Source organism: Laceyella sacchari, from assembly GCF_004343255.1.
GTDB lineage: Bacteria > Bacillota > Bacilli > Thermoactinomycetales > Thermoactinomycetaceae > Laceyella > Laceyella sacchari.
Genome location: NZ_SMDD01000001.1, coordinates 1,020,562 through 1,040,367 on the forward strand (window position 1 = coordinate 1,020,562; position 19,806 = coordinate 1,040,367).

22 protein-coding genes are annotated in these 19,806 nt (G+C 50.0%); 21 read left to right on the forward strand and 1 reads right to left on the reverse strand.

Going from position 1 to position 19,806, the window contains the following annotated elements:
* Window positions 1-70: 70 nt before the first annotated feature.
* The 10 genes from aroA to EDC32_RS04990 all read left to right on the forward strand — a co-directional run bounded on the left by aroA (window position 71) and on the right by EDC32_RS04990 (window position 8,247).
* Complete coding sequence (gene aroA, locus EDC32_RS04945) at window positions 71-1,348, forward strand: 3-phosphoshikimate 1-carboxyvinyltransferase (protein WP_132220218.1); 1,278 nt, start codon at window positions 71-73, stop codon at window positions 1,346-1,348.
* 185 nt (window positions 1,349-1,533) lie between these two features.
* A complete protein-coding gene (locus tag EDC32_RS04950) occupies window positions 1,534-2,031 on the forward strand; it encodes a hypothetical protein (RefSeq protein ID WP_132220219.1) in 498 nt (165 codons plus the stop codon).
* Between the two features lie 61 nt (window positions 2,032-2,092).
* The gene (locus tag EDC32_RS04955) at window positions 2,093-3,214 is read left to right on the forward strand and encodes a hypothetical protein (protein WP_132220220.1); all 1,122 of its coding nucleotides are present in this window, start codon (window positions 2,093-2,095) and stop codon (window positions 3,212-3,214) included.
* Between the two features lie 123 nt (window positions 3,215-3,337).
* Window positions 3,338-3,883, forward strand: a complete 546-nt coding sequence (locus tag EDC32_RS04960) for a ReoY family proteolytic degradation factor (RefSeq protein WP_022738489.1) — start codon at window positions 3,338-3,340, stop codon at window positions 3,881-3,883.
* A gap of 64 nt (window positions 3,884-3,947) precedes the next feature.
* Window positions 3,948-4,418 (forward strand): DUF2487 family protein, encoded by a 471-nt coding sequence (locus EDC32_RS04965; RefSeq protein ID WP_132220221.1) that lies wholly within the window; start codon window positions 3,948-3,950, stop codon window positions 4,416-4,418.
* A 177-nt stretch (window positions 4,419-4,595) separates the two neighbouring features.
* Window positions 4,596-5,093: a Rieske (2Fe-2S) protein gene (locus EDC32_RS04970; protein WP_022738492.1), complete on the forward strand. Its 498-nt coding sequence runs from the start codon at window positions 4,596-4,598 to the stop codon at window positions 5,091-5,093.
* Window positions 5,094-5,119: 26 nt separating this feature from the next.
* Window positions 5,120-5,791 carry a menaquinol-cytochrome c reductase cytochrome b subunit gene (gene qcrB, locus EDC32_RS04975; RefSeq protein WP_022738493.1) on the forward strand — a complete coding sequence of 224 codons (672 nt, stop codon included), beginning with the start codon at window positions 5,120-5,122 and terminating at the stop codon, window positions 5,789-5,791.
* A gap of 25 nt (window positions 5,792-5,816) precedes the next feature.
* Window positions 5,817-6,608: a menaquinol-cytochrome c reductase cytochrome b/c subunit gene (locus EDC32_RS04980; RefSeq protein WP_022738495.1), complete on the forward strand. Its 792-nt coding sequence runs from the start codon at window positions 5,817-5,819 to the stop codon at window positions 6,606-6,608.
* Between the two features lie 65 nt (window positions 6,609-6,673).
* Complete coding sequence (locus tag EDC32_RS04985; RefSeq protein WP_246026846.1) at window positions 6,674-7,324, forward strand: DUF1405 domain-containing protein; 651 nt, start codon at window positions 6,674-6,676, stop codon at window positions 7,322-7,324.
* Between the two features lie 140 nt (window positions 7,325-7,464).
* On the forward strand, window positions 7,465-8,247 hold the full coding sequence (locus EDC32_RS04990) for a sporulation protein YpjB (RefSeq protein ID WP_158283234.1): 783 nt from the start codon (window positions 7,465-7,467) through the stop codon (window positions 8,245-8,247).
* Between the two features lie 20 nt (window positions 8,248-8,267).
* Here the strand turns inward: EDC32_RS04990 and EDC32_RS04995 are convergent, their stop codons facing one another.
* The gene (locus tag EDC32_RS04995; protein WP_054096528.1) at window positions 8,268-9,125 is read right to left on the reverse strand and encodes a YitT family protein; all 858 of its coding nucleotides are present in this window, start codon (window positions 9,123-9,125) and stop codon (window positions 8,268-8,270) included.
* 461 nt (window positions 9,126-9,586) lie between these two features.
* Here EDC32_RS04995 and EDC32_RS05000 point away from each other — a divergent pair, with 461 nt between their 5' ends.
* The 11 genes from EDC32_RS05000 to EDC32_RS05050 all read left to right on the forward strand — a co-directional run bounded on the left by EDC32_RS05000 (window position 9,587) and on the right by EDC32_RS05050 (window position 19,801).
* The gene (locus EDC32_RS05000) at window positions 9,587-9,925 is read left to right on the forward strand and encodes a nucleotide pyrophosphohydrolase (protein WP_054096529.1); all 339 of its coding nucleotides are present in this window, start codon (window positions 9,587-9,589) and stop codon (window positions 9,923-9,925) included.
* 32 nt (window positions 9,926-9,957) lie between these two features.
* Window positions 9,958-10,761, forward strand: coding sequence for a 4-hydroxy-tetrahydrodipicolinate reductase (dapB, locus tag EDC32_RS05005; RefSeq protein WP_132220223.1), 804 nt, complete (start codon window positions 9,958-9,960; stop codon window positions 10,759-10,761).
* Between the two features lie 17 nt (window positions 10,762-10,778).
* The gene (locus EDC32_RS05010) at window positions 10,779-11,771 is read left to right on the forward strand and encodes a 1-aminocyclopropane-1-carboxylate deaminase/D-cysteine desulfhydrase (protein ID WP_054096531.1); all 993 of its coding nucleotides are present in this window, start codon (window positions 10,779-10,781) and stop codon (window positions 11,769-11,771) included.
* 26 nt (window positions 11,772-11,797) lie between these two features.
* On the forward strand, window positions 11,798-12,202 hold the full coding sequence (locus tag EDC32_RS05015; RefSeq protein ID WP_132220224.1) for a methylglyoxal synthase: 405 nt from the start codon (window positions 11,798-11,800) through the stop codon (window positions 12,200-12,202).
* 22 nt (window positions 12,203-12,224) lie between these two features.
* A complete protein-coding gene (gene bshB1 / locus EDC32_RS05020) occupies window positions 12,225-12,926 on the forward strand; it encodes a bacillithiol biosynthesis deacetylase BshB1 (protein WP_132220225.1) in 702 nt (233 codons plus the stop codon).
* Window positions 12,927-12,951: 25 nt separating this feature from the next.
* A complete protein-coding gene (gene bshA, locus EDC32_RS05025; RefSeq protein WP_054096534.1) occupies window positions 12,952-14,070 on the forward strand; it encodes an N-acetyl-alpha-D-glucosaminyl L-malate synthase BshA in 1,119 nt (372 codons plus the stop codon).
* 33 nt (window positions 14,071-14,103) lie between these two features.
* Complete coding sequence (locus EDC32_RS05030) at window positions 14,104-15,330, forward strand: CCA tRNA nucleotidyltransferase (protein ID WP_132220226.1); 1,227 nt, start codon at window positions 14,104-14,106, stop codon at window positions 15,328-15,330.
* A gap of 37 nt (window positions 15,331-15,367) precedes the next feature.
* A complete protein-coding gene (locus EDC32_RS05035) occupies window positions 15,368-16,294 on the forward strand; it encodes a biotin--[acetyl-CoA-carboxylase] ligase (protein WP_054096581.1) in 927 nt (308 codons plus the stop codon).
* A 193-nt stretch (window positions 16,295-16,487) separates the two neighbouring features.
* Entirely contained in the window at window positions 16,488-17,528 is a 1,041-nt protein-coding gene (locus EDC32_RS05040; RefSeq protein ID WP_158283235.1) for a reverse transcriptase domain-containing protein, read from the forward strand.
* A gap of 680 nt (window positions 17,529-18,208) precedes the next feature.
* A complete protein-coding gene (locus tag EDC32_RS05045; protein WP_132220229.1) occupies window positions 18,209-18,577 on the forward strand; it encodes a YhjD family protein in 369 nt (122 codons plus the stop codon).
* A 150-nt stretch (window positions 18,578-18,727) separates the two neighbouring features.
* Window positions 18,728-19,801, forward strand: coding sequence for an ADP-ribosylglycohydrolase family protein (locus EDC32_RS05050; protein ID WP_132220230.1), 1,074 nt, complete (start codon window positions 18,728-18,730; stop codon window positions 19,799-19,801).
* Window positions 19,802-19,806: the final 5 nt, after the last annotated feature.

Below are 19,806 nucleotides of genomic sequence, written 5' to 3' on the forward strand. Positions count from 1 at the left end.
GTTGACATCATGAGACGCGCCGCAGCACAAAAAAACAGAGTTGACAGATAAACAAAGGGAGGTATCATCCATGATTCGTACATCACAGCGCAAACCGTTTCGCGCTACTGTCACCGTGCCGGGAGACAAATCTATATCCCACCGCTCCATCATGTTTGGCGCGGTGGCCAATGGAACGACAGAGATTGAAGGTTTTTTGCCCGGAGCGGATTGCTTGAGCACCATCCGCTGTTTTCAGCAGATGGGCGTGGAGATCGAACGTTTGTCCGAAACGGCGGTTCGTGTGCGCGGGCGCGGTTTTGAAGGGTTGAAAGAAGCGACGTCCCCACTGGATGTAGGCAACTCCGGTACGACAATCCGATTGATGTTGGGTATCCTTTCTGGAGTGCCGATCTATTCCACTTTGATCGGTGACGAGTCCATCGCTAGGCGACCCATGAAGCGGGTTGTGGATCCGTTAAGAAAGATGGGCGCGCGCATTGACGGCCGGGAAGAAGGCCGGTTCACCCCCATTGGTGTGAGGGGTGGCGAGTTGCAGGGGATCACATATGAAAGTCCCGTGGCCAGCGCGCAGGTGAAATCTTGTCTGCTGTTGGCGGGGTTAAATGCCGAAGGGGACACGGTTGTGCGTGAACCATCCCAATCGCGGGATCATACAGAACGCATGTTGCCTGGGTTTGGAGTGGAACTAGAGGCGAAGGGGACGGAAGTGAGGCTCAAAGGAGGTCAAACGCTGACCGGAACCAAGGTGCGGGTGCCTGGTGACATTTCGTCGGCTGCTTTCATCCTGGCAGCGGCATTGATGGTACCAGGTAGCCGAGTCACAGTGGAACATGTTGGCCTCAATCCAACGCGAACAGGCATATTGGATGCTTTGCAGATGATGGGTGCCGAGGTGCATACAGAGATCACTGCTCATTGGTGCAATGAACCGGTCGGCAATGTGACGGTCTCATGTAATAACCTGCATGGAGTGGAGATCGGGGGAGCATTGATTCCGCGCTTGATTGATGAAATTCCCATTTTGGCAGTGGTTGCGACGCAAGCCCACGGCACGACGGTGATTAAGGATGCGCAAGAGTTAAAAGTCAAAGAGACCAACCGAATCGCAACCACCGCGAAGGAATTGAGAAAACTGGGGGCGTCCGTGGAAGAGACGGAAGATGGACTGATAATTGAAGGGGGAACGCAACTCAGTGGTGGACATTGCCACAGCCATGGGGACCATCGCATCGGCATGGCCATGGCGATTGCCGGATTTGCCGCGTCTGGTGATGTAGTGGTGGAAGGGACGGAAGCCATTGATGTTTCTTTCCCTGGTTTTGCGGGTCTAATTGCGCAGTTATAGAAAATATCAATCAGAAAATTGCAAAAAAAGATTGACCTTGTCCTGCTCCAGTCGTATAATTGGATATACAGTATGGTTTCTCTCCACTCCTATCCAATATTGTACGTCCTGTGCAAAGCCGCTCTCACATAGAGCGGTTCTTTTTTGTGGATTAGATTCATAAAAGTGGGGTGAGGTGGTTTCCGATGGTCAAGCACATGAGCCGGTTGGGCTGTGAAATCCTGCTAGTGGTGGGGATATTAATCGCTTTGAAAAACGGCTTCTTTCCCTGGATGATTTCCATGTGGTATCCCAATCCCTTGCTTTCGGAAAAAATGGGGGAATGGACGGCCATCATAATAGGAGTGGGCACGTGCCTGCTCTATATGGGATTGGGTTCCGCCGCCAAACATGCGCACGCCCTCACCCCGGCCCAGATGATCGGCACCTTCGGGCTGTTGCACGGGACATTCTTCCTGCCGTTTCCCCAGTGGCTCGAGCAGATCATTCGAGATTGGCAAGGCTTGTTGGATGATATGTTGGCGCTGTTTCTTCCCGGAAGGATTTTTACCTCCTTTGAATTGTTTGGCATGCTGCTAGGCATGTTCATCCTCGGGCGTTTATTTTATGTGAGGGAGGATGAACCCCGTCACCTCGGGCAGGCGCAGAGGGAAGAAAAAAAGTTGCCTTCTTCAACCACTTAAGTCTATCTCGCTCTCGTTTTGTCAAAAATAGGAATAATGACAGAAACGAGAGGATGGGAAGATGGTGAGGATTGCAGATTGGTTAACCTATGCCGATATTGAACAATTGAAACAATTGACCCGGTTTTATGGTTGTCAAACAAATAATCAGCATTCCAAAAATGATTTGATCTGCGCCTTGTTGCAACAATTCGGCAAGAAAAACCAGTTGCGTTCCCAAATCAGCACATTGTCGCAAGCTGAGCAACGGTTTTTGCAACTGCTCGTGTTTGACCAAAGCCCGGCGTACACATTTGAGGAGTTATTGGCCAAAGGGAGAGCGGCACTGGACGGAATGGATGGGGAGCCGCGGTCATTGGTTGTCGGTGCCTTAAAGCGGGGTTGGCTGTTTCCAGGGTATTCGCATCGGACGCAATACCTCTACCATTTGCCATCTGATCTGGGCAAACAGATGTGTGACATTTTTTTGGAACCTTATGTGCAACCCCATTTCCGGTTGATGTCGAAGCCGTCGTTTTATCGGGATGAGCAGGGGCAAATGATGGAGGATTTGCGACTGTTTCTCGATATTTTGGGCAAGGAGGACATTCGGCTGACAGTGGATGGGTCCATCTACAAACAACAGCAGAAGTATATTTTGCAAAAGATGGCCATTGAAGAAAAGCCGATTACTGAAAAGGGACCCAGGTTTGGCTTTGGCAGAAGATACCATCAGTATCCTGATCGTTTTTCCTTCTTGTACGATTATGCTTTTTATCAAGGTTATATTATAGAAGATCGAGAGGGTTATTTGCGTTTGAACGTAGAAAAAAGCGGGAAAACAAATCAACAAGAAGAAGTAGGCAAAGAAATGGTCAGGTTTTTCATCCGGTTGTACCGCAAACCCATTCCGCACCTTCCTATCATCCTTCGTTGGATCAGCTCTTTGTGCCATCCGGGGTGGATGATGACGGAAGTGGTTTACCAAGCGGTTGATCCATGGTTGGCTCCATACTATTATGAGACGAAAGAAAGCTTGTTTGACAAAGTGGTGCGCATGCTGGTGCATCTGGGTGTTTTGCGAGAAGGGGTGGACGGGGAAGTGCATTACCTGTCACTGACTCCGATGGGGGCCAAATGGTTGCGGGGGATCACTGCGTTTAGGGAAAAAGTCATCGAAGATCGATTTTTGAAATTAGGCTGACGAGCAGGAAAACAGGCGAAATCAGTCGAATTATATTGTTACCAGAAACTAACCGATGTTTCTGCGTAACATAACCCAGCAATAGACTAAATATTCAAATAATTTAGTAGGTGAGGGGTAAGAATGGAGAGCAGCGTTACTATTCAAGAGAAAAAAGAGTTTATTCGTTGGTTCTTGAATCGTTATGAGCTGCAAAAAAAAGAAGCTGCGTGGTTGCTTGAATTCTTGTCTTCCAATGAACGGTTGCTTTCAAGGGTGCATTTCGTTGATCATGTCCGCCATCTGCCGAAGACGATGATCATCTCGGCGAAGTGCAGTAAGATGATTCCCTTTCGATTCACTAAAAACAAACGCGTAGGTACAGATGTTGAGACGGCGTTTTATGATATCCGAACGAATCCGAACGAAGAAGTTTATATTGGGCTTCACTTTAAAGACCGAGCCGCATGTCCCGAATATGCCGCGATATTGGAGGGAAACCCCATGGAAAAACATGACTTGGTGCAAGACCATTTGCTCAGTCTGTTCGCGGAGATCATCCTAGACCAAGCGGTAAAAGAATTTCAACGCAAAGAGCTGTACAAGCGGATTGACCATGCGCTCCAAGCAAGAGACGAAGAAACATTTTTACGGCTCAGCGAACAATGGGTCAAGATACTGGAGTCCTGATATGTTTTGCTGTATAATGCTCAGCATGTAGCTGAGCATTTTTCTTTGGAAAGAAGGAACGGACATGATTTTAAAAGGAATCGACCGGGAACAATGGGGTAGCGTGGCGGCTTATGTGGACACGCTCTTGTTGCCTATATCCACGGTGCGGCTCACAGGCAAGATGTTGCAAGTGGATGAAAGTTTGTTTATCGACGAATTAGCAAACGATTTGGAGGAAAAACTAAGGGGCAGGCTTTTGTTGCTACCCGCTATTTCATACATTGGTCAAAATCCGGAGGTGTTTAAACCTTACATAAATGAAATAATAAAAGAGATGGCCAACTCTGGTTTCACCTATCTCATACTGCTTGCGGACCGGGCTCACGCGGCCATCATGGAAGATTTGCAGGAAGCGTTTGCAGAAAAAACGGGATTAGTCATCATCACACACACGGTTGAACAGGGCGAACAGGAGGGGCGCGAGGCGCATTTGGAACAGGCCAAAGACCAGCTTTACCAAAAAGTGCTGGAAGTGTGGCAAAATCATGCTTAAATTGTCATTAAAACGTCCCGATTTTGTCCGCTCAAAGTCACAGCGGTTCCTTGACTTTATCACCCACCTTTCGCTATCATGTATATGTCCTAGTAAAAGATAGTCAGTGTCCTAGCAAAACAAAGATTCCGGTCCGAGTGGACGGTTGAAGCCGTATAGAAGGAGGTCGGACAAGTCGTGAGTAAGAAAGTTTCCCGCCGCCAATTCTTAACGTATACGTTAGGTGGGACAGCCGGTTTCCTCGCTTCGGGACTGCTATTCCCGATGGTGCGTTTCGCTGTGGATCCTATGCTGAAAAAAGGAGAAGCAGGAAACTTTTTGGATGTGGGTCTCAAGGTAGATGAGATCACCGATACCCCCATCAGCGTGAAGTTCGTCATTCACCGCAAAGATGGTTGGTATGAACCACCAAAAGGGGAAACCATGACGGCATGGGTATTGAAGGAGGGCAACGAAATCCTGGCCCTTTCTCCAGTGTGCAAACACTTGGGTTGTACCGTAAGCTACAATACCAACCCACAATTCAAAAATGAATTTTTCTGTCCTTGCCACTTTGGACGATATACGAAGGACGGGACAAATGTTCCAGGTACTCCTCCAGCAAAGCCGTTGGATCGGTATGAAACCAAGATCGAAAACGGCAAGTTGCTGATCGGACCACTAAAGAAAGCTTAATGGCTCTTGAAACGGAGGTGTAGCGGATGCTGCGCGCCATCTATGATTGGGTGGACGAGCGTCTGGATATTACGCCGATTTGGCGCGATGTCGCCGACCATGAAGTACCGGAACACGTTAACCCTGCCCACCATTTCTCAGCATTTATTTATTGCTTTGGTGGACTGACATTTTTTGTTGTCGTTATTCAAATACTGTCCGGTATGTTCTTGGCGATGTATTATGTTCCAGACATTGTAAACGCTCACGCAAGTGTAAACTACCTGCAGAACGAAATCGCCATGGGCGCAATCGTTCGGGGGATGCACCATTGGGGTGCGAGTGTCGCTATTGTGATGCTGTTCCTACATACCCTGCGTGTCTTTTTCACCGGTTCTTATAAGCACCCGCGTGAATTTAACTGGGTTGTAGGTATGTTGATTTTTGCAGTTATGCTGGGTCTCGGATTTACAGGATACCTCTTGCCATGGGACAACAAAGCATACTTCGCTACCAAGGTAGGGGTCGAGATTGCCGCATCCGTACCAGTGATTGGGCCATACATCGCTATCTTCCTGCAAGGCGGAGACATCGTAGGTGCGCAAACACTTGCTCGTTTCTTCGCGTTACATGTGTTCTTCCTCCCAGCTGCGTTACTCGCATTGTTGGGCGTACACTTTATTCTCATTCGTCGTCAGGGCATTTCTGGACCGCTATAAGGTCTACGCGTGAGGAGGGATCCACTTGGCACATAATCAAGACGGAAACCATACACAAGTCCACTATGTGGGAGACTCGCGCGTTCGTGCAGACCGTCCAAAGATGTATCCCAAGGACTACTCAGAGTTTCCTGGTAGAACGGAAGCTTTCTTTCCCGACTTCCTTCTGAAAGAGTGGATGGTTGCAGCCGTCTTCCTCGTTGGTTTTATGACACTGGTCATGGCCCATGAACCTGAATTGGGAGAACTGGCGGATCCGACGAACACCGGTTTCTTGCCTGTACCAGACTGGTACTTCCTCTTCTTGTACCAGTTGTTGAAGTACAAATGGGCTGCTGGTAAATTCGTAGTGATTGGTACTGTTATCCTGCCAGGGATTGCGTTTATGGCTTTGATGCTCGCTCCATGGCTGGATGGTACGAAAGAACGTCGCCCGATCAAACGCCCGGTGCCAGTTGGCATCATGTTGGTTACGCTTGTTGCGATTTGCGCGTTGACATGGGCGGCAGAATATGAGCACGAATTGCAATTGGAATCAGCTATCGGTAAAACACCACAAAATACTAAAGTAATAGCCCAAGACGAACAAGGATATCAAATTTACGCGAAAAACGCATGCATCAAATGTCACGGTGACAACTTGGAAGGGAAAAACGGTCCTACGCTGATCGGTACAGGTAACCGTCACACCGCTGAGGAAATCACCAAGTACATTGATGAAGGTAAAGGAACAGCGATGCCTGCGGGCATGTTCCAAGGCAGTGAAGAAGAGAAGCGAATTCTTGTAGAATGGCTCATGAAGCAAAAACAACAATAATTTAGCACAAAGCCTGGTTACATCTATGTGACCAGGCTTTTGCATAATAAAAAGTGGGTGGATCCATGTCAGTGTCTGATGCTATGCACTATGTACTGTCCATGCTCAGAAAACGCACCGTCTTATGGATATTATTCATTGTTAATTTTTTGGGGTCCATTTATGGATTTTATTGGTACAAAGAGCAGTTGGCTTTGACAGAGCCCAAGGTGTTAACCCTGTTTGTCCCCGATAGCCCGACGGCGAGCACTTTTTTTACTTTTGTGTTGTTGTTGTACCTGTGCTCGCGCCGTAGTCCGCTGTTAGAGGCTTTTGCTTCGATCACCTTGTTTAAATACGGCATTTGGGCTGTGGTGATGATATTTTGGGGTGCTTACCTAGATGTGCGTCCGATGATGGATTCCCTATCGTGGCAACATTGGATGTTGGTGCTTTCCCATTTGGGGATGGCCGCGCAAGCTATTCTGTACGCTCCTTTTTACACGTATGGCCAGCGGGAGATTCTCATCGTCGCCGCGTGGACGCTGCTCAACGACGGATTGGACTATGGGTTGGATATTCATCCTTGGCTGGCAATGTCATTGGAACCGCTTGACCATGTGGTGGGTTGGTTCACGCTCTTGCTTAGCTTGACTACGTTGTTGTTGTTTTCGATTTTTGCGATGTTGCCGAGCAAATGGCGCTCGCAAGACTTACCCCTGCCGCGATCTTCATAAGCGTTTACCGAGAAACCGGGAATTTGCCCGGTTTTTCTTTTTTCCAGGGTTACAGACATATTCCGATACCTGAAGGGAATAGTCTTGTACCAAAGACTAGTGAACGGGAGGAGTGTGTCTTCAAGGTGCATTTGCGGTGGATGGGTAAGGGCCTGGCGATGATTCTGCTGTGGCTGATCGTCCATCCCGCCGTCGTGCAGGCGGAAGGGGTGGAGCAGGAAAGGGAAGAATGGACCCAGTTGGCGGGGAAAATCGAACGGGAAGTGGAATCAGCACAATGGCTGGAAGCACGTGAGGATTTAGGGGTGTTGGCAAGGCGTTTTTCCCAAGCAGATTGGCTGGCGGAAAACCTGTCGCTGGAAGCAGTACACAACTTGAGTGGAGTATTGATGGAATTGGAATGGGGCTTAAATCAAATTCGACCGAATCGGAAGGAACTTTCCCGGTCGGCTGAACGGATGCACCTGGCTTTTGATGCTCTGTCCCATCCCAATCAACCGTTGTGGCAACGTTTTTATCTGCCGATGAAAGAAGAGGTGGCCACAGCGAAGCAAGCCATTGGACGCAAAGACCGGCAACGCGCCCGCCAAGCAATCGAAGCGTTGCATCAGAAGGCGCAACTCGTCCGCCCCGCGCTGCTCGTGGCGAAGAGTCCTTTTGTTGTGCATAAAATGGACTCCTTGATCGCTTATATGCGTAAGGAAAAGCAGCTGGATCGTTTGGCCGTTGCGCTGGGGCAGTTTGAACAGTTGCTTTATCCGCTGTTTTATGGTACCGAGCGGGATGTGATGGCGACAGTCCATCGGTGGAAGGAAGGGGAAGCGATTTCGCTTACCTATTGGCTGGCGCTGATGATCGTCACCGTATTAGCTTATGTCGCTTGGCTCCGTTATCGGGCTGAATCCAATCCAGCACCAACGTAAACGGTTCTGCCAGCCAGGGGTCACTTTCCGTAAGTGAATCCTTCACCCAACACATCTTTGGCGTCGTGCACTACGACAAATGCATAAGGGTCGTGTTGGGTCACCGTATCTTTTAACTTTGGCAGTTCATTTGGGCCGACAACCACATATAAGACTTCTTTTTCGTGGCCGGTGTATCCCCCTTTGCCGTTTAAGATGGTGACGCCGCGATTCATTTTTTGCGTGATGGTGCGGGCGAGTGCTTGCGGATGGTTGGTGATGATGGTGGCCGCTTTAGAAGCGTTCAAGCCCTCCACCACAAAGTCTACCACCTGTGCGCCGATAAAGACGGTAACCAAAGTATACATGGCCATATCCAAGCCGATCAAAAAAACGGAGCTGGCAATGACAGCAAAGTCAAACAAAAACATGGTTCGGCCGATGCTCCAGCCAAAATATTTTTGCACGATCCGCGCAATAATGTCTACACCACCGGTCGTGCCTCCGACTCGAAAGATGATACCGAGTCCAGCTCCTACCAAGACGCCTGTATACAATGCGCACAAGAGCAGGTCTTTGGGAGGTGCACCCCACAGTTTGACAATGGGTACGGTCAGCTCCAACATCAAGGATGAGGCGCCAATTCCGACCAACGTATAAAAGAATGTCCGCTTGCCAAGCACGCGGTACCCGATGAACAAAAGCGGAATATTTAACACCAGAATGACCATACCGGGCGACCATCCGAAGGCGTAGTACAGCAACAAGCTTATCCCGGTGAATCCCCCCTCGGCCAATTGGCTGGGAATGGCGAAATAATTGATCCCCACAGAAAAAATGAAAGCTCCCAAAAAAATCAAAAAGATGTTCCTAGCATGTTCAATCCCCGTAAATTTCATCTTAACCGCCTCTTTGTTTATCATTTAATCCCGCTATATTATACATGTCCTATTTTGTGACATCAATGAGGGAAACATGGAGAAAAGCGCTAATGTGTTATGATTTTAACGTGGCGGCGTATCTTCTTGAAGCGCAGTCAAGAAGCGCCGGACGAAAACATAGCTTTTGGCTGTATTTGGACAAGCTTTATTTTCCCCTGAATGGGGGTTTTTTGATTAACTGCTTGTTTATTGGCTACGGCATGGTTACTATAAATAAATAAGTGGTATCGATAACCATCGGTTTGTAATGGCAAGGGTTGGTTTTGGGGTGGCGGCTGTGAGCGATTTATGGAATGATTAGAGAGATCAGGCAGGTCACCGCAGGGTCTTGACCATGAAGATGGCCCGCAACCGAACATCCGTTGGCTGTCCAAACGAAGTGAATGCGATATTGCCAGTGTGGTTGGAGGTATAAGAACATGGCGGAAAAAACATTGAAAGAGATGCAACAAGAAGTAGACGCGTATATCAGCCAGTTTAAAGAGGGCTATTTTCAGCCGTTGTCTATGCTGGCGCGGATGACGGAAGAAGTGGGGGAATTAGCCCGTGAAGTGAATCATCGCTATGGGGAAAAACCAAAAAAGCCCGGCGAAGAAGAAAACAGCCTCGAAAGCGAGCTGGGCGACATTATGTTTATCGTCACCTGTTTTGCCAATTCGCTCAATATCGACTTGGAGAAGGCCTTTGATGGGGTGATGGAAAAATATCGCACGCGTGATGCGAATCGTTGGACACGGATTGATCAGGAAGGAAAATAATGGAGACAACAGAGAAGAGGAGAAATGACACCATGGGTATTCGAGTCATCGTTGCCGGCGCCAGTGGGCGCATGGGGCAAGAGGTAATAAAAATGATGCGACAATACGATCATTTGGAGTTGGTTGCTGGCGTTTCGCGCACATACGCTGGACAAGACGTCGGTGAAGCATTGGGTTTCAATCCGATTGGGGCCCCGTTTTATGCGACGGCGCAAGAAGCATTGGAAAAGCATGAAGCAGATGTGTGGGTCGATTTCACTACTCCCCACGCAGTGAAAGAACATATGGTGTTGGCGATCAGCAAAGGTGTGCGGCCGGTGGTGGGCACAAGCGGATTGTCGGAAGCTGAAGTACAAGAGCTATCCGAGCTGTGTGCGGAAAAAGGTGTAGGGGCGATCATCGCGCCTAACTTTGCGCTGGGCGCCGTTTTGATGATGGTGTTTGCCCGGCAGGCGGCCAAATACTTGCCTCATGTCGAAATTGTGGAATACCACCATGATCAGAAATTAGACGCTCCTTCAGGCACGGCAATGAAGACGGCCGAGATGATCAGTGAGATGCGAACCGAGATCAAACAGGGGCACCCAGAAGAGAAAGAACTGCTGCACGGTGCGCGTGGAGGGTTGACTCAGGGCTTTCGCGTTCACAGCGTGCGTTTGCCAGGGTTGATCGCGCACCAAGAGGTGCTGTTTGGCGGCGAAGGGCAACTGTTGACCATCCGCCACGATTCTTTCAATCGCGAATCATTTATGCCAGGTGTGAAATTAGCGGTTGAAAAAGTGATGGAACAAGACCGGCTCGTGTACGGTTTGGAAAATGTGATTGATTTCGCTTAGAGGAGAGCGGGGATCCAATGAAAAACGCGTTTCCAAGGTATCCTTTGCTGAGCGGAGATACCCCGTTGATGCCGCTAGCCAATCTGGGGGCGGAACTGGGGGTAGCCAGCCTGTGGATCAAACGGGATGATATGACGGAATTGGCATTCGGCGGCAACAAACTGCGCAAGTTGGAGTATTTGCTGGGACAAGCATTGGATGAAGGATGTGATTTGGTGATTACGGGGGGAAGCCCCCAGTCGAATCACGCCCGCCTCACAGTGGCGGCCGCTAACAAAGCCGGCTTGGAAACTTGGTTGTGCTTTGCGGGTAACCGCTTAGGCGATGTGCAGGGGAATTTGTTGTTGGATCAATTGCTCGGCGCGAAATTGTTTGCGACTGGGGCGTACGGTTCAGATGGCTTGCTTGCGGTGATGCGGGAAAAAGCGTTTGCGGCAGAGCGTTTGGGCAGAAAGCCGTTTATCATTCCCGTGGGAGGCTCTACCGGAAGAGGAGACTACGGCTATGTCACCGCATGGTACGAGCTGGAGCGGCAACGGCAACAGCAGAAATTGCCACCGTTTGATGAAATCTATGTGGCGGTGGGGACGGGCGGAACGTTGGCCGGGCTTGCTGTCGGGCGAAACCTGACCCAAACCCCCACCCGTTTCCGCGGGATCAGTGTCTGGCAAGAGCGAGAGCAGACGGAGCAAGAGGTGAACCGTTTCATGCGCCAGCTGTGTAAAGAGATCAACCATCCGGCAGCTTCTGGATTGGCGCCGGCCGACGCGCTGTTCGATCAATACATTGGTCGCAAATACGGCTCGCCCTCACCGGCGGGGAATGAAGCGATTCGGAAGTTGGCCCGCGCGGAAGGGATTTTGGTCGATCCGATATACACAGGAAAGGCGTTGGCGGGAATGCTCGACCAATTGGCGAAAACAGCCGATAAATCAAAACGGGTATTATTTTGGCATACAGGTGGCACGCCCGCCTTGTTTACGCATGCATCATCCTTGGCGCGTATGTGACGTCATCATTGAAAAGGGGGAGCCCAATGAATATCGCTTTAATTGCGCATGATGCAAAAAAAGAGCAAATGGTGCAATTCGCTATCGCTTATGAAGAGTTGCTTAAGCCCCACCGCCTCTTTGCTACCGGAACTACCGGCAAGCGCATTGCGGAGGCGACGTCACTTCAGGTGCATCGCTTTTTATCTGGGCCGCTGGGTGGGGATCAACAAATCGGAGCGTTGGTAGCAGAAAACCGCATGGATCTGATCGTCTTTTTCCGCGATCCGCTGGCCGCGCAACCGCATGAGCCGGACATATTGGCTTTGTTGAGATTGGCCGATGTCCATAATATTCCAGTAGCTACGAATCTAGCGACGGCGGAAATCATGATTCGGGCCGTCAAAGAAGGCGAGCTGTCGTGGCGCGAGCTGGTCAATCCAACCCGGTAATGGGAGAGGAGAGGGAACATAGATGAATACCGTAGATATTTTGGCGTTTGGTGCACATCCCGATGATGTAGAAATCGGAGCGGGTGGCATTTTGGCCAAACATGTGAAACAGGGCTACCGCGTGGCCATTTGCAATCTGACCGAAGCGGAGCTGTCTTCAAACGGGACCGTGGAACGGCGACGCATGGAAGCGAAGCGGGCTGCCGCCATCTTAGGGGTCGGGCAAGTGATCGATTTGTCTTTTCCCGACCGCGGCTTGGGCGGAAGAGAGCAGATCGACAAGATGACACAAGTGATTCGCCAGTATAAGCCCAAGGTGGTTTTGGCCCCATATTTTGAAGATCGGCATCCAGATCATGTGGCATGTAGCCGCATGGTGAAAGAGGCTGTTTTTGACGCGGGGATTCGCAAAAAAAAGACACCTGGGGACGAAGAAGCCCATCGTGTTCATCGATTGTATTATTATTTCATCAATGATGTCCATCCAGCTGATGTGATTGTGGATATCAGTGATGTTTACGAACAGAAAATGGAATCGATTTTGGCTTATCAAAGCCAATTTAACCCGAAAGAGGGAGAAGTGGGCACCCCGCTAAACAGCCCAACGTATTTAGCAATGGTGCGCGGCCGTGACCAGTTATGGGGCCACCAGATCGGTTCGCTCTATGGGGAAGCGTTAAAAAGCCCGACGCCATTGAAAAAAACATCATTGATTGAGGCATAAAGCGAGAAGAGCGGGAGGATGCCAAATGCGCATTGGGATTACATGTTATCCTTCACATGGAGGATCGGGGGTTGTGGCCACCGAATTGGGGAAATTGTTGGCTGAAAGAGGCCATGACATCCATTTCATCACTTATGACATGCCGTTCCGTTTGGGGCGGTTTCATCAAAATATCCGTTATCACGGAGTGGAGGCGCACCGCTACGCAGTCTTCAAATATCCGCCGTATGATTTGTCCCTTGCCAGCCGAATGGCGCAAGTGGCCAAAGAGTACCAGTTGGATCTTTTGCATGTTCACTATGCGGTGCCGCACGCGATTGCTGCTGTGCTGGCGAAACAGATGGTGGGCGACCATCTCAAAGTGGTGACGACTTTGCACGGGACAGACATCACGGTGTTGGGAGAAGATCCCTCATTGCGCGATGTGATTCGTTTCGGAATTCAGAACAGCGATGCTGTGACGGCGGTGTCAGACGATCTGGTTAGACAGACAGAAGAGTTGTTTTGTGTGAACAAGGAAATCGAACGGATCTATAATTTCGTTGACACCCGTGTGTATTACCCTCGCGATGTGGAACCGTTGCGGGATCGTTGCTGTGAAAAAACGGAAAAACTGTTATTACATATATCCAATTTCCGGGCAGTGAAACGCCCGTTGGACGTGATTTCAATCTTCCATCGGGTGGCAAGCGAAATTCCTGCACGGTTGTTCCTTGTAGGGGAGGGGCCGGAAATGCCCAAAGTGATCCAGCGGGTGCAGGAGCTAGGCCTAGATGATAAAGTGGTTTTCCTAGGCAAACAGGATGAAGTGGCCCAATTGATTTCATTGGCCGATTTGCTGCTGTTGCCGTCCGAAAAAGAAAGCTTTGGCTTGGTTGCGCTGGAAGCAATGGCTTGTGGTGTGCCTACGATCGCCTCCAACGCCGGGGGTATCCCTGAAGTGGTGACACATGGGCAAAACGGCTTTCTGGCGCCAGTCGGCGCGATTGAAGAGATGGCTCAATACGCGTTGATGTTGCTCAGAGACGATGCGTTGCACCAAAATTTTTCGCAAGCGGGTTTGGACCGTGTTAAACAGGAGTTTTGTGGCTTGAAAATTGCGGATCAATATGAACAGTTATATGCGAAGGTGTTGTCCCGCTAATTCGTCAGAGAGGTTTTGGACGGAGGAAATGAGATGGATGAGCGCAAACAAGCGGCGTTGTGGGTGATGGAGAAGCTAGAGCAAGCGGGGTTTGCCGCGTACCTTGTGGGTGGTTGCGTCAGAGATGAGCTGATGGGACGTCAGCCGCAAGATTATGATGTAGCGACAGAGGCGCGGCCGGAGCAGGTGCAAGCGATATTCCCGCGAACGGCGCCTACCGGCTTGCAACATGGCACCGTTACGGTCGTGCATAACGACTTGCCGATCGAAGTGACGACGTTTCGCATCGAAGGGGAGTATGAGGATCGGCGGCGTCCAAGCCAAGTCGCTTTTGTATCTTCTTTGAAGCTCGATCTGGCTCGGCGCGATTTCACGGTTAATGCCATGGCCCAAGATCGGCACGGAGAATTGATTGATTATTTTTCGGGAATGTCTGATTTGGAAGCGAAAGTGATACGAGCCGTTGGAGATCCCATGGAGCGGTTTCAAGAAGATGCGCTCAGAATGTTGCGGGCCGCGCGGTTTGTGGCGCAGTTCGGGTTTTCTCTCGATGCAGAAGCAAGACAGGCGATGGTCCAGCTGAAACGGGAATGCCGGTTTTTATCTGTCGAACGGGTGGTGTCTGAGCTGGAAAAAATGTGGAAGGCAATGGCTCCATCCGCTGGGTTGGAGATTCTGGCTGACACTGGACTTTTTGCCCATCTCCCCCCGTTTTGCCAGTGGGCAGACGGGCGCCAGCTTGCCATAGAAAGGCTGGAAAGGTTTGACTGGGTGCGGGACAGGATTGTCCGCTGGAGTTACCTGCTGTCACTGTGCAAAACAGACATGGCCGGTCTGGCGGCGAGATTGAATCAGCTGAAGTTGGCCACTCGGGACAAAGAAGCGATCAGCGCTTGCATGCAGTTGGGATTGACTTGGCAGCGGCAAACGGATGAGGAATGGAAACGCCGTTTATATCGCTTTGGCCTTGATGCGCTTCAGCGAGCGGGGCAATTGGCTTGCTTGCTGGAGTTAAGGCGGCCGGAAGATCCAGATGAGATGAAGTTGGCAGCGTGGTGGCGGGCGATGCCAGTCAAACACACGCGGGAATTGGCCGTTTCCGGGACGGATCTGATTCGCCAGACAGGCCGCCAAGCAGGGCCGTGGGTGGGTCGCACGTTGGCTTACCTTGCAGAACAAGCGGCGTTGCAACGGATTCCAAATGAAAGAGAAGCATTGTTGAAGGAAGGGTGTCAATTTGGGGCAAAGTATACGCAATGAATTGATCCGCGTCTTGATTGCAAACGACGCCGTTTTTATGTCGGGTGAGGAAATCAGCCGAAAAGTGGGCGTTAGCCGGGCGGCGATTTGGAAACACATTGAAGAATTGAGACAAGAAGGCTATGAGATTGAAGCACGTCCGCGCCACGGTTACCGATTGGTACATCGGCCGGATCGGATGGCTCCTGAAGAAATATATCCGCATTTGCAGACGGACGTGTTTGGACGTGAGATAAAGTATCTGGCGCAAACGGAATCCACGCAAATCGTGGCGCACCAATGGGCGAGGGAAGGCGCTCCGGAAGGGGCAGTGGTTATCGCCGAAGAGCAGTTGCAGGGGCGCGGCAGATTGGGGCGCGCTTGGCACTCTCCTCCAGGCACAGGGATTTGGATGAGCATGATCCTGCGCCCGCCCATTCCATTGAGCCATGCACCACACTTGACATTGCTTGCTTCAGTTGCCGTGCAGGCGGCGCTGGCTGAGTCGACGGGATTGCCTGTGAAGATTAAGTGGCCTAACGATTTGCTCATCCACGGTAAGAAAGTGTGCGGTATATTAACGGAATTGCGCGGTGAACAAGATCAAATCCATTATGTGATCATGGGGATGGGGATCAATGTCAACGTGAAAACCGACGACTGGCCCGATTGGCTCAAGCATGTGGGGACCTCTTTGATGCATGAGTGTGACCGTCCAGTACATCGCGCATCTTTGGCAGCGGGGATATTGTACGAGTTGGAACGCAGGTACCAAATGTATTTGCGTCAAGGATTCGGCCCGATTCGAAAAGCATGGCAAGAAAGAGCAGGAATGCTGGGGAAACAGATCACTGCCCGTACCACGCAGGGAACGTTGACCGGCATCGCCCAAGAATTGAATGAACAAGGGGCGTTGCTGTTGCGGACACAACAAGGCGTGGTACCCGTCTATTCGGCTGAGATCGAGTGGCGGGTGAATGAGTGAACGAGAAAAAGGGAGGAAAAAAGACGCTAGTTGGTAAAAGTGAATGTTGCCGGCTGGCGTTTTTTTATGCCTTTTGCCATAGAGTTTGCCCATTTCTTCCGGCCGCACAAGCAAACGCGAGCGTTATGGCGTAAATTGTGGTATATTTCAATTTTTCGGGTATGTGAGATGCTGGGTGAAAGGAGGACACCCGTTGAGTCAAAGCGGAAAAACCAAATTCCGGATCACGAAAGAAGCGGTTCGCCATGCGTACGAAAGAGCTCGCAAGACCAAATCGGTCGGAATCGACGGGCAAACGATTCGGCAATTTGAAGCCGATTTGGAAGGAAATTTGACCCGATTATGGAAACGGCTTGCGTCAGGTGATTATGTCCCCACCCCCTTACGGAGAATCTCTATTCATAAGCCTGGAGGCGGTTGGAGAATATTAGGCATTCCTACTGTGACCGATCAAATCGCCCAATATGTGGTGATCAATCATCTGGAGCCGAGAGTGTCGACCATCTTCCATGACAATCTGTTTAACAGAAACGGAAAAAGCGCCGCAGATGCGGTGGAAGCGGCCAGCAAACGGTGCCTGCAACATGATTGGGTATTGTGCCTGGACATCAAAGATTTTTTCTATTCGATAGATCACGCCAAGCTGTTGCCAATGATTCAAAAATACACAGATCAAAAGTGGGTGTCGCTCTATATCGAACGGTGGTTGAAAAATCCGCAAAAAAACAACCGGGGTGTTTTATTCAAAAGTGCGGGAGTCTCCCCGGGAGCGGTTATTAGCCATCTGTTGGCCGACCTGTACCTCTATCATGCGTTTGACGAATGGATGCAGACCAACTATCCACATATTCCTTTCGGGCGTTTTGTTGATGACATTCTTTGTCATTGCAAAAGTGAAAACGAGGCCAAGCGGCTATTGGCAAGCATAAACCGGCGACTATCACGCTATCGTTTGCAACCCAATCCGACCAAAACAAAAATCGTCTACTGCAAAGATGATCGGCGCAAAGGAGATTATCCCCATGTTTCCTTCGACTATTTGAAGCGTCATTTCAAAGCGCGAAAAATGTCTACCAAAGACGGAAAAGAACGGTGGATTTTTTGTGCGCGACGATTGACAAGTCGGGTGTTTACTGGAGCAACCATAACTCACAGCAACAGCTTGGTTCCTAAGAGTAATAAGCATGCCAGTTCTGTCTGGATCAATCCTGAAGTCAAGGCGCACAATCCCTAGTAGCTTAATGCAAGATAACGCTTTTAATTCAAGGGCTACTATTTACGTAAAAGAATAAGATGCTTATATTGATCAGCGAGGTAGTTTTGTCATGCTCCACTGCATTCATTTTCGGTAATGTGAGGCTCAGTCACTGAAACTCAACCGCTTTAAATGTGTGACGAGGTTGGGTTTATTTGTCTGTGCCTTTTTCATTCACCGATTGGGGTGCTTTTTATGTCCAAATCTAAAAAATAATGCAAGCGAGCCTTAGGGAACCCGAACGAGGAACACAAATGGATACAAGGTATATTTACAATCGGAAAGATGACATTTGATCTCACCATCCTGTTTGGAAAAAAACAGAGATAGCACAATCAGCCGGCAAAAGCCGACCTCCTTGGAAAGGGGTCGGCTTTGTGTATTGAGATGGGCCGAAACGCTGTTTAAAAAAAGAATAGACTTATAATAATCTATTGTTATGGTGTGCCCCTTAGCAGGGCCCGGCGGAATGCCCAACCTACATAGCGATGCTGTTTACCCAAGATAGAGAAGCCCGTTTTCATAAGGGGCTTTTTCGGCATGTTCGTGTAAGGATTGGGGTTGGAGTATATGCTTATAAAAGGGAGATGGTTGCGTGATTTAAGTCCGAGAGGGCGATAATGCGGGGCCGACCGATATGATGCAAAGGGGAAATGCCAATGCTGTATGATGAAGATCAACTAACGTTTGAAGTGGAATTGAAGCGGTACGCACATTTGGAAGTGTTGCTGGGTGTGTTGGAACGGGACAAAAAGCAAATGGGTCACCTAAAGATGGGGGAGATATACCAATACCAGCTGGAGCAGATCATGGATCAATGTTTGCGTGATATGGCGGAGATTCGGAATTATTTCCGGCAATCTCAGGGAGAAATCATCCAAACGGTGCAATTGGCTGGTGAGCGGTTGGTAGAGTATAAATACAAGGGATATCGTTATCAGGTGAAGTATTTGAATGAGTTCATGCGGGTTGAGTGCGGGGAGATGTTGAAGGGCTATATGAAGTTAAAGCGAGAGGAGACCATGTGACGGTGCGTGCCGGCGCATGGCGTTTTTTATGATTGGCGATGATCTTCGTTAAAATTGGTATATTCAGATTGAGGATAAAGCGCAAAGACAACATGAGAAGGAGATAAAACAAATGAAAAATAAGAAGCGCGGAGTGATATTGGGATTGGCATGGGGAGATGTACTGGGATGCCTTGTCGAGGGATGGCGCAGTGGGAGATCGAAGAAGTTTATGGTCAATATAGCGAGTTACCAACAGCGTACCCCGTCGACAAGATCGCTGAAAAAAAACGGCGCCGCTTGCGTCCACACGGCTTGCACTCAGATGATACACAACAAGCGATGGCCTTGGTGCAGTTTTGTCTGGCTGCAGGAGGCTGGAACCGGGACGCTTGGAAAAGCATACTTGTTCAAGGAATGAAACAGGGTGCATGGCGAGGAGTTGGCCGATTTTTTACGGAGGCGTTGCATCGCATGCGCAAAGGGGAGAGGGGGGAACATGCGGGTAGCCCATCAGCCGGAATGGGAGCCGCTATGCGTATTGGACCGTTGGGTGTTTTGTATTGCCAGCCTGAACAGGCTGATCTCTTATGGCAAGTCGCGCTCGAATCCAGCCTGGCTACGCACCGCGATGCGAGGGCTGCGGGGTTTGCCGCTTTGTTGGCGCACGCCATTGCCCTGTTGTTGCAAGGAAAGTACGGGCGTGAGACGCTTGCCGCTTTACCGGAGCTTGCCCGGCAAGGGGAAGAGCGATTGCAGGAGATGTCCAAACAAGGTTGGCGAATCGATAAGGTGAACTCATCAGCCATTCGTGAAGCAATGGTTCAGGCTTGCACATGGATCGACATGCCGGTGGAAGCGATGCGACGCCGTTTGTCCGATTGGGCCCGCCCCCAGTTGAAAGAAGGGTTTACAAGAGCTCATCCCAACCAAAGTTTTGTCTTGCTCGGAGGGTTACACGCCCTGCTCATGTCTTGTCGCGACGATCTTGAACCGACCGAGGTGCTGCTGTCGATCATTCGGGAGGGATTTGATACTGACACGGTGGCGGCGATAGCGGGCGCCGTCTTGGGAGCACGGGTTGGGGATGCGTGGATCCCGAAGGAGAAATTTTATGATCAGATGCGGATCGAAGCCTATGCCGACGCCTTGGTCACTCAGGTTCGACCGGAAACGCCGGCCTCGTTTTTAAAGCAGGAAGCGGAATTGACTGATATCGAAAAGATATTTTCGTGCCGGAAATAAGGATC